7 protein-coding genes and 4 pseudogenes are annotated in these 9,440 nt (G+C 66.2%); 3 read left to right on the top strand and 8 right to left on the bottom strand.

Features of this window, described 5'->3' with window-relative positions; genetic code table 11:
• Nucleotides 1-347: 347 nt before the first annotated feature.
• Nucleotides 348-1,169: an NUDIX domain-containing protein gene (locus tag ACZ4LX_RS37385; protein ID WP_467651728.1), complete on the bottom strand. Its 822-nt coding sequence runs from the start codon at nucleotides 1,167-1,169 to the stop codon at nucleotides 348-350.
• A gap of 68 nt (nucleotides 1,170-1,237) precedes the next feature.
• Nucleotides 1,238-1,708 carry a hypothetical protein gene (locus tag ACZ4LX_RS37380; protein ID WP_467651726.1) on the bottom strand — a complete coding sequence of 157 codons (471 nt, stop codon included), beginning with the start codon at nucleotides 1,706-1,708 and terminating at the stop codon, nucleotides 1,238-1,240.
• A gap of 656 nt (nucleotides 1,709-2,364) precedes the next feature.
• Here ACZ4LX_RS37380 and ACZ4LX_RS37375 point away from each other — a divergent pair.
• Complete coding sequence (locus tag ACZ4LX_RS37375) at nucleotides 2,365-2,613, top strand: hypothetical protein (protein ID WP_467651723.1); 249 nt, start codon at nucleotides 2,365-2,367, stop codon at nucleotides 2,611-2,613.
• A 14-nt stretch (nucleotides 2,614-2,627) separates the two neighbouring features.
• On the opposite strand, the gene ACZ4LX_RS37370 is transcribed toward ACZ4LX_RS37375, so the two are convergent.
• From ACZ4LX_RS37370 to ACZ4LX_RS37350, 5 genes and pseudogenes are all read right to left on the bottom strand, one after another.
• A protein-coding gene (locus ACZ4LX_RS37370) for an IS5 family transposase (RefSeq protein WP_467651730.1) occupies nucleotides 2,628-3,559 on the bottom strand; the annotation gives its coding sequence in 2 pieces (ribosomal slippage) (nucleotides 2,628-3,221 and nucleotides 3,224-3,559; 930 coding nt in all).
• A gap of 53 nt (nucleotides 3,560-3,612) precedes the next feature.
• Entirely contained in the window at nucleotides 3,613-3,756 is a 144-nt protein-coding gene (locus ACZ4LX_RS37365) for a hypothetical protein (protein ID WP_467651721.1), read from the bottom strand.
• Between the two features lie 758 nt (nucleotides 3,757-4,514).
• Nucleotides 4,515-4,949, bottom strand: a pseudogene (locus tag ACZ4LX_RS37360) (transposase); the annotation flags it as partial.
• Between the two features lie 2 nt (nucleotides 4,950-4,951).
• A pseudogene (locus tag ACZ4LX_RS37355) lies at nucleotides 4,952-5,477 on the bottom strand (transposase family protein); the annotation flags it as partial.
• Nucleotides 5,478-5,506: 29 nt separating this feature from the next.
• Nucleotides 5,507-5,746 (bottom strand): annotated as a pseudogene (locus ACZ4LX_RS37350) (transposase); the annotation flags it as partial.
• 509 nt (nucleotides 5,747-6,255) lie between these two features.
• On the opposite strand from ACZ4LX_RS37350, the gene ACZ4LX_RS37345 reads away from it, so the two are divergent.
• Nucleotides 6,256-7,086 carry a hypothetical protein gene (locus tag ACZ4LX_RS37345; protein WP_467651717.1) on the top strand — a complete coding sequence of 277 codons (831 nt, stop codon included), beginning with the start codon at nucleotides 6,256-6,258 and terminating at the stop codon, nucleotides 7,084-7,086.
• An 84-nt stretch (nucleotides 7,087-7,170) separates the two neighbouring features.
• On the opposite strand, the pseudogene ACZ4LX_RS37340 reads toward ACZ4LX_RS37345, so the two are convergent.
• Nucleotides 7,171-7,988: pseudogene (locus ACZ4LX_RS37340) on the bottom strand (IS5 family transposase).
• Nucleotides 7,989-8,260: 272 nt separating this feature from the next.
• Between ACZ4LX_RS37340 and ACZ4LX_RS37335 the strand changes: the two are divergent.
• Complete coding sequence (locus ACZ4LX_RS37335) at nucleotides 8,261-9,070, top strand: AfsR/SARP family transcriptional regulator (RefSeq protein WP_467651715.1); 810 nt, start codon at nucleotides 8,261-8,263, stop codon at nucleotides 9,068-9,070.
• Nucleotides 9,071-9,440: the final 370 nt, after the last annotated feature.

Raw genomic sequence — 9,440 nt, 5'->3', positions numbered from 1 at the left:
TCATCCACAAACTCGGCCCCGGCCTCTACGCCGCCACAACGTGGACCCCAACACCCCTTGCATGAACTGCGAAAACGTTAACTACCCGGCCTTGGGTCAAGGCCCGTCCTTCGAAGACGATCTGGAAGGCGTTCAGCGGGGCCTTCCAGATCGCCTTCGAAGGACGGCTCACCCCGGCCACCAACTGAACCCGCACGAAAAGGATCAGCCGTTTACTGGGCACGCCCCACCAGGGCAACGCCTGCTTGAACTGTTCAGATCCGGAGGTGTCTCTCGTTTTGTACGGGCCCGATGGCCCGAGGGAGCCGACTCATTTCCCGACCTTTGGCAGCCGTCCTGGGGCGGACCTACAGCTCGAGGGGCTCGGTGTTGAGCCAGCTGTATGGGTTATTCCAGATACCGACCGTCGCGGCCTGCCAGTCAAGCACCCAGTCGGGCCGAAGTCCCCGGGCTCCCCAGCCCCCGGCTTGCTTGCCGGGAACCGTAAGTCCGGCCTGCTGAGCAGCGAGCGCCGCGTCGTACACCTGGCGCGCGATGCGCAGGGCCTCGCTCGCGGACGACGCCTCGCCAGTGAAAACGTGCACGCCGTGCAGCTGGCGGTTGGTGGTGTGGTGTATTGGGACGTCAACCTCGAAGTACCGAATCGGCATGACGCCCTCTCCTTTCTGTCGCTGGCCGTGGCGGAACACCGCGAATGCCCCGGCAGGTTGGGCCGGGGTGGCATGGAGGAACGTCGCGCTCGCACGGGATGGGGTCAGCGGCCGAGGGAGACCGCGATGATCTCGACGTAGCCGAACGCGAGGTCGGGGAGCGCGTCCAGGGGCCACCAGCGGGCGGCGTTGGCGTCGCCCCGGCAGTCCGCTGAACCAACATGGGCACGGTGGCGTTGTACGCGGCGGTGACGTACCGGCCGCGCGAGTCACGGCCGACGGCGTCGAAGGCGCCCACGTGCTGGTGTCAGCGGCCGGGACGGCGATGCCATTTTCTTCCGCCAGCTCGCGCGCGGCGACCTCCAGGGCGGTCTCCCCCACGTCCACATGACCGCCGGGCAAAGCCCACCGGTCCCTGAACGGGTCCCAGTCCCGCCCGATCAGCAGGATGTGGCCAGCGGCGAGCGGAACGACATCGGCGGTGTAGCGGTTCGTCTCGTCGGTGGTGTCGGCGCTCAAGAGATTTCTCCTAGTGTCGAGAGGGCGGAGCAGGTCGCCCCGCCTGGGGCGGCCCGGAGGGCGGGTGGTCAGGCCGGGACGACGGTGGGGGCGGGGGTGTCGAGTCCGGCGCCGAGCAACAGGAAGCAGATCGACTGCGCGTACTCGCGGTCGCGGATCCGGTCAAACAAGAGTTGACCGGCGACCAGGCAGCCGACCCGCAGCTGGATCAGGACGACGGCACGCGGGTAGGCGCCGACGGCGGTCGCGACCTGCCCGGCGGCGTCGGCGGCGAGCTGGTTGGCCGCCCCGAGGGCGGCCTCGTGGCGGGAGTACTGCGCTCGGCAAACCGCCCAGCCGGTCAGCGCCCGGATGTGGTCCACCCTTTTCTCCCACGTCGTGTACATACTGCGCATGACCTCGGGGTCGGCGGCCCACTCTGTGATCCACCGTTGGGCGAGGTCGGGCAGTTGGGCGAGGGTCGCCAGTATCTGAGCGCCACGGTGCCCGAACGCACGCCCTGCCTTGAGTTTCTCCACGACGCGGATCTGGTGGGACATCAGCCAGTACGGGTGGTTTTCGCCGCTCCAGTGCCCGGTCTCACTGAGTGGCTGAACGATCCAAAGCCGAATCGGCCGGCCGTCCTCAATACGTTCCAGAATCTCGCCGCACCGCGTGTAGATGTGGAAGTAGTCGAGCGACCTCTGGGTGTACCAGCTCCGGCTGGGGCGGAGTGGTCGGCGAAGCTGGCGGTCGCCACCGGCTGGCCGTTCGCTCGGGCGTACCGGGCGGAGTATTTGCCGGTGGGCAGGACCGTGCCCTCGGGGCGGGGCGATGTGGTGGACCACAGGCCGGGTACGCCAGGTGTTGTGCGCCATGGCTTTCTCCAGGTGGTTTCAGGAGAGTGCCAGGCGGGCCGGCCGAACCAGGTGCGGGTGGCAGGGCTGGGGCCGTAGAGCTCGTCCGCGCGATGGCGCTCTGTTCGGTACGGTGGGCGAGAGCGGCGATCCGGTGGGCCTTGTCCGTGAGGGCCTCGCTGCGGATGAGGCTGGCGGCGAACAGGTTGTTGAGCCGGGCCCGCCCTTGGGCGCGCTCGGCAAGGCATTGCATCTCGCGGCCGCTGGGGTCGGGGTGCGGGCAACAGTGTCAGGGAGCGACTAGGACTTGTCCGGGCGATCATGTTGCTGGTTAGGGTGCGAGCGTGGCCAGGACGAGCGTGAGCAACGAGACCAGCAGCGTGGTCTGCCTGTGGGTTGAGCCGTGGGGAACTGATCACTGGATGGGGCCGGGCGAAGAGTTCACCGTCGTGACCGAGACGGACCCGGAGCACTCGCCGTTCAACGTGGTTGTGCATGATCAGGGCATCACGGTGTGGGTGAATTCGGGCAGCGACGCCGAAGTCTTCGACAAGAACGGCGACCTGGTCCCGTGTGGGCATCAGCGGCCGGCGGAGGGCGACCACTGAGGTGTGTTTTGCCGTCAGGTTCGGAGCCAGACGGCGATGGCTGCCACGGTTGCGGTGCCGAGGTAGACGTAGCGGCGCTTGTCGTAGCGTGTGGCCACCGCCCGGTGCTGTTTCAGTCGGTTGATCGTCCGTTCGACGGTGTTGCGCTTCTTGCAGCGGTCTTCGTCGAATTCGGGTGGCCGCCCGCCGCGTGATCCCTTGCGCAGGCGGGCGGCCTGGCTGTCGGTCTTCTCCGGGATCGTGTGCCGGATGCCGCGGCGCCGCAGGTAGTCGCGGCACGGACCATTGCTGTAAGCCTTGTCCGCAGCGACGCTGTCGGGCTTCTTGTGTGGCCTGCCCGGCCCGGGTCTCGGGACGCGGATCTTCTCCAGGACCGGTTCGAACTGCGTGCAGTCCGCCCGCTGACCTGGTGTGACGATCAAAAACAGTGGGCGGCAGCGTCCGTCCGCGCTCAGGTGGAGCTTGGTAGTGAACCCACCGCGCGAGCGCCCCAAGCCCTCGCCTCCAGCACCACCTCCACCAGCCGGGCGACGAGGCTCTGCCACGGTCTCTCGTGCTGGTGTTCTTCTGACGTGTCCCCCTTTGAGGCGGGGACCGGCGGTGGGCCGGTGCGGGCGCCCGCCGGGTGCTGATGCGCCCGCACGATGGTGGAGTCGACTGAGATGTCCCAGTCGATCTCACCCGCGGCGTCGGCCGCTACCTGGACCTGCTGGAGAAGGTGCTCCCAGGTTCCGTCGGCCGACCACAGACGGTGGCGTTCGTAGACGGTCTTCCACGGCCCGAACCGTTCGGGCAGGTCACGCCAGTGAACACCGGTCCGAACCCGGTGCAGAATCCCGTCGATCACCTGCCGATGATCCCTCCACCTGCCACAACGCCTGTTGCTGACCGGCAGGAACGGCCGCAGCCGTTCCCACTCAGCATCACTCAGATCGCCCCGCCCCATGACCACGTCAACGACCTGGTCAGGGAGTAGTCACATGATCGGCCGGACAAGTCCTAGTCGACTAGCCGCCGGACGATGACGGTGAGCGCCTCGGTGACGGCATCCAGGTCGCCATCGGCGAGCCAGGCGTAGATGCTGTCGTCGCCCGCCAGATCGGGGGTGCACTTCGCGTGGCACCGCCCGTCGGGGGCGATCAACGAAGCTGTGGTAAAGACGTTCCGGCTGTACCTGGCTGCGGGTAGAAGACTGAGAGGGCGAAGTCGGCGGCGGTGCGCGTGAAGTTGACCGGCTAGTTCGGGACATCGGTCGGGGTCCACTCGCGTGCGGCGATTTCCCCGAGGAGCGTCATGAAGCGGGTGGGGGCGTATGCAACAGGATGGGGCATGGGCGCCTCAAGGTGGTGACGGTGGGCTGACGTGCCCCCGCGCCGTCCCGGCCCGGGGCAGGGGCGGCACTGCGGTGCGTCAGATCGCATGCGCCGGGCAAGTTATTAAAGAGCGTTTTGTCCCGGCAGGGCTGTTTGATATCTCGGGTGGCAGGGCGACTTCAGACAGTCGTGCGTGCGTGACGATCGGGTCGTGTGGGCCCGCACTCTGTAGCTGCGTGCGGGATCGCCCGTAGAGACAAGGAGGGGTGCGGGGAATGGACAGTGTCGGAACAGCGCGGCTGCTGATTAGCAATGGAGGTGAGTCCGTGCTGGAGTTGACCGTGGAGCCCTGGGCGGACACGTACCAGATGCCCCCGGAGCAGACGTGGGTCGTTGTCACCCACTCGCCTGCAGCGGATGGCTCATGGTCCGGAACTCTGCGGGGGGACGAACCATTCCAGGTCGACCATCGGCCCGAATCGGTCACGGTGTGGGTCGACGGAAACTGCTTCCACCTCAGTGACACGGAGGAGGACGCGATCGACTCGGCCGACTGGCACTGCCCTGCTCAGGGCGCTTCCTCCTGACTCAGGAGTCGCGCCAGTTCGAGGTGGATTCGTGGGTGAGTCGTCGGCTCATGAGGTCGATCATGGCCACCTTGATCATGGGTTCAGAGCGGTGGGGGTGGGTTTCGTAGTCACGGGCGAGGCGACGGTGATGCATGAGCCAGCCGAAGGTCCGCTCGACGACCCAGCGCCGCGGAATCACCTTGAAGCCCTTCTGGGCGGGGTCGCGACGCGTGACTTCGACATCGATGCCCAAGCGGGCACCGTGGTCGATGGCCTTGGTTCGATAACCGCTGTCGGCCCATGCCTTCGTGACGCGCGGGTGGCCTGCCGCAATGTCCGAGAACAGATGAATGCCACCGGCGTTATCTGAGACGCTGGCGGCGGTGACCAGCACGGCCAGGAGGAGGCCGAGTGTGTCGACGCCGATGTGACGTTTGCGGCCCGCGATCTTCTTGCGATCGTGGCGTAGCGGTGGCGGCGCAGGGCGAAGTCGTCGACCCCGATCACCCGTGGGAGGCGCACCGCCGGCCGGGGGATGCGCCGCAGCAGGCGCAGGGCGGTGGCGTAGGACAGGGGCGTGGCCAGGAACCGAGTAAAGCGGGCGGCTGCCCGGCCGCGTAACTTCTTGACCACCTCGGAGACCTGCCTGGTCAGACGCGTGGTACGGCGCTGAAGAAGCTCGATCAGCCCAGGAACCTGCTCACGGAAGGTCTGCTTCGCCGGCAGCCCAGGACCGGGCAGACCAGGCGCCGCACCCGGACGCGTACTACGACCCGGCGGCCATCGACCGGCACATCTGCCAACGTCCGAACGTGATACCCGTGCACCTTCTCCGTCGGCACCCCGCATACCGGGCAGGGCATCGGAGCATCCCGGGTTCGGGCGACGACCCGGATCACCTAGCCACCATCCGCCATATCCTCGATGACCAGAGCAGAGAGCCCTGAAAACGCCCTTATACAAGGGAGTTGATAGCTCGCATACAACGTTAACGACGGCCGTCACCGAACGTCACGACCGACTACGGCGCAGATCCGATCTCTCTACAGTCCCCTGGTTGGCCGCGACTTTTGGGCAGGACCGCTGCTCGGTAAGGAAGAGGTGGGCGGCGATTGCGGGGGTGACGTGCCGATGCCAGTTGGTGAACGAGCGGCTCTCGAAGTGGTCGAGGCCGCGCGTCGTCTTCAGCTCGCGGTACTCGTGTTCGATGCGCCACCGCAGCTTCGCGAGCCGGACCAGATCCCGGGCAGAGTATGGCCGACCGCAAAGCCGCGAAGGCTGCGGTCCAAGAGCGCGTGCCCTGCCGACGGCCAGTTACCTGTCTCGTCATCGACTGGGATACCGCGACCTTCGTGTGGTGTCCCGTTGAACTCGTAACAAGATCTTGTCGATTGGCCCTGGTCGGGCGTGACCGATGTAATGATCCGGCCGGTGGCGTCGTGTGATTACTCGGTGCCGCCTGAGCGATCGACCTGATGGGTGGTTTTGATCTGCACTAGTGTCAGTGGCTGCTGGCACTATCACCCGCTATGAAGATCACGCGTACTACGCCGCCGCGGCCGCTCGACGTGACCGCGCTCTTTCCCCAGCTGGCCCCGCTGGCCCGTACGGCAACCCGGTTGCACCCGGTTCCTGCATGCCCGTCCCCGCGTCACAGCTCGGTCGGCGGTCCGCTAGTGTGGCCCGCCGATGAGCCCTGGCCGCACTGCGACGGTCCGCACGAGTGGGACGCAAAGAAACCGCTCAGACCGCTTTCGGACTTGAGACTGCTGCGCCGGATCCGCGCCGCCGCGCGGGGTCGCGACTTCACCCCGCAGGAACGGGAGGCCCTCGCCCGCATCGAGCCCCCGAGGACCTATCCGAGACCGAAACCGGGCCGTCAGCCCTACGACGGGGCGATAGCCCTGTTGCCGCTGGCCCAGTTCTACACGCGGGACATCCCGGACCTGCGCACGCCCGCCAGCACGGATCTACTCCAAGTGCTGTGGTGTCCTTTCGACCATCCTCCGAAAAGCTACATGCCCAGGACCGTGCTGTTCTGGCGGTCCGCAGCCGAGGTCACCAGCTTCCTCACCGCGCCCCTGGAGCCGCCCACGGTGCAGTTCGACGTCTACCTGCCCGAGCCGTGCCTGCTCCTCCCGGAGCAGATCACCGAGTACCCCCACCCCTCGGAGCTGAGCCCGGACATCTTGAGCACGCTCAACGACTGGGGCAGATGGGAGAACGCCGGAAACACGGTGGACAGCCGCTATGCCTCGTACCCGGCGGAGTTCTACGGGATCAACCTCTCCGTGGCGCCGGGCTGGAAAGTTGGCGCCTTGCCCTCCTGGGGCCTGACCGACCCGATCCCCCAGTCCTGCCTCACATGGGACACCACGATGACCCCCCTGCTGACCATCCCCTCGCACGAATGGGGCAGCAGCGACCGCACCTGGATCCCGTACGAACTGCAAGAGCCAGAGATTCCCACCAGGGGCGGTGCCCCTCGACCCAATCAGAGCGCCGCCATCCAGATCGCCCGCGGCTACAAGCAACAGCTCAACATCTGCCCAGCCTCACCCGAGCATCCCCACACCGAGCTGATGCAGTAGACGCCCCAACAGCGGCCCACCACACGTGGTCTGGATCTGCAGCACGACCGTGTGCCAGCTTGACCTGCCCCACCAAGCGAGCTCCTAACGTGATCTTGACGCGGTCTTCTTGAGGCGCCTCCAGCAGATGAGGCTGCAGCCCAACGAGACGAAGGCGTCGTGGAGCTCAGTTCGGCGTTCCCAGCGGACTGCGAGGCGTTTGAAGTGGTGGAGCAGGGCGAAGGTCTGCTCCACGACGTAGCGGAGCTTGCCGATGCCCTTGATGTTCGGTGATCCCTAGCGGGAGATGACGGGCAGGATCCGCCGGTGACGGAGCTCGTCGCGGTGTGCGTTGGAGTCGTAGCCCTTATCGCCGAGCAGGGCTTCGGGCCGTGTGCGGGGCCGGCCTGGACGGCCCGCGACGGGAGGGATCCCGTCGACCAGGGCGAGGGTCTGGGTGACGTCGTTGACGTTGGCCGCGCTCGTGATGACTTTGAGCGGGGTGCCGCGTCCGTCGCAGATCAGGTGGTGTTTGCTGCCCGTTTTCCGCCGGTCGACCGGCGACGGACCGGTGTCGGGCCCCCCCTTTTCGCGCGGATGTGGGAGCCGTCCACGCACGCCCGTGACCAGTCGAGTTCGCCGGCCGCCTTCAGCTCCGCGAGCAGGACTCGGTGCAGCCGGTCGAAGACCCCTGCTCTCTGCCACCGGTCCAGACGCCGCCAGCACGTCTGTCCCGAGCCGAACCCCAGCTCCATCGGCAGGAGTTGCCAGGCCATGTCGTTGTAGAGGACGAACAGAATGCCCTGCAGGCAGAGCCGGTCCGACACCGGCCGCGGCCCGGGCGACCGCTCTGGCCACGGCGGCAGCAACGGTTCGATCAGAGCCCACAACCCATCGTCCAAGATCCACGGTCGAGTACCCACACCTCACGAACGGCCGAATCATCACACCGGTCACGGCCTACCAGGCCGTTTCAAAAAGATCTTGTTACGAGCTCGTTAGGTGTTCAACCCGCTCGAACATTCAACAAGCATGGGGCGGGTGCGAGGTATTCCCGTCGCCAAATGCGAGCATCCATAAATAGGGCAGTCAGAGCAGGTCGGATACCGTCCTTTCGGCACACCCGCTCCGCCTACTCAAGTTGCCATTGATCTGCCACGGCTCTGGGCCGCTCCGTCCTTCAGTGGGAGTCTCGATGCCGAACTTCAGAATCCTGGGACCGATCGAAGCCGGGCCCGTCCAATCTGCCTGGCGCCCGGGCGGACGTCTTCAGAGCATCCTTCTCGCGGCCTTACTGTCCAATGACAGCCATTACCGGGCCAGTGAGGTTCTCATCCGCGAACTCTGGGGGGATGAGCTGCCGGACGGCCCTCTCAACGCCTTACAGGCTCAGGTGAGCCGCCTACGGCGCAGCCTTGCACGGACTCAGGCGACGCGCGACGTTCGCATCGCGTCCGTTTCGGTGGGCTACCAGCTCGACCTCGCCAGTGGCGAGGTCGACGCGGCCATCTTCATGTCCGGCTTCGAGCAGGTCCGGCGAATAGCCGCGGAGGGAAGTGTGCGCTCAGCCAAGGTAGCGGACCTCATCGCGATGTGGCGTGGGCCGGCGTTTGGCGGGATCCGCGGCGGTAGCGTCTGCGAGGCCGCAGCGATCCGCTATGAGGAGTCGCGGCTCTCGGCCGTGGAACTGCTCTACGCGTGCAAGCTGCAAGAGGGCGGCCACCTCGGGCTCACCGCAGAACTGGGTGGCTACGTGAAGGAGCATCCGTACCGCGAAGGGTTTGCCATTCAGTTGGTGGTGGCCCTGTACCGGGCTGGTCGACAGGCGGATGCCCTGGCAGCCTGCCGAACGCACCGTCGGTTGCTGCTGCACGACCTCGGGGTGAGCCCGTCACCTGCCATGCAGTATCTGGAGATTGCCGTGCTGCGGCAGGATGTCATTCTGACTGACCCTCGGGTACTCGAACGGCTTTCAGCCGACGCGTCTCCCAGACAGACGAGTTGAGTACCGGTCGCACGACTGCGTCATGGGCCCGCACAGACAACGAGTCGGCACCGGGCGCTACGCAGGCGCTCCTCTCTGACCTATCCAGTTCCGCCCTGGAGGTAACCGTGCCCAGTAACTATCCCTCCGGTTTCGGCATTCACGACCTTTCCCTCGTCAGTACGCGATTTTTGCTCACCCATGCCGAGTTGAGTCGCCACCGGGGCGACGACGTGCACAAGTACCACACAGGCATCGGGTAATGGGTGATGAGCGTGCCCGCCATCGATGAGGACATATTGATCAGAAACTCATTGGGTTCACTCGTCGAGGACGTATCGGACGTGCGGGGCTTTGAAGTAGCCGGTGACGATGTGGGGCTGGCGCTGTC

Source organism: Streptomyces sp. NPDC026062 (assembly GCF_055568375.1).
This window is presented reverse-complemented; position numbering and strand designations above follow the sequence as displayed.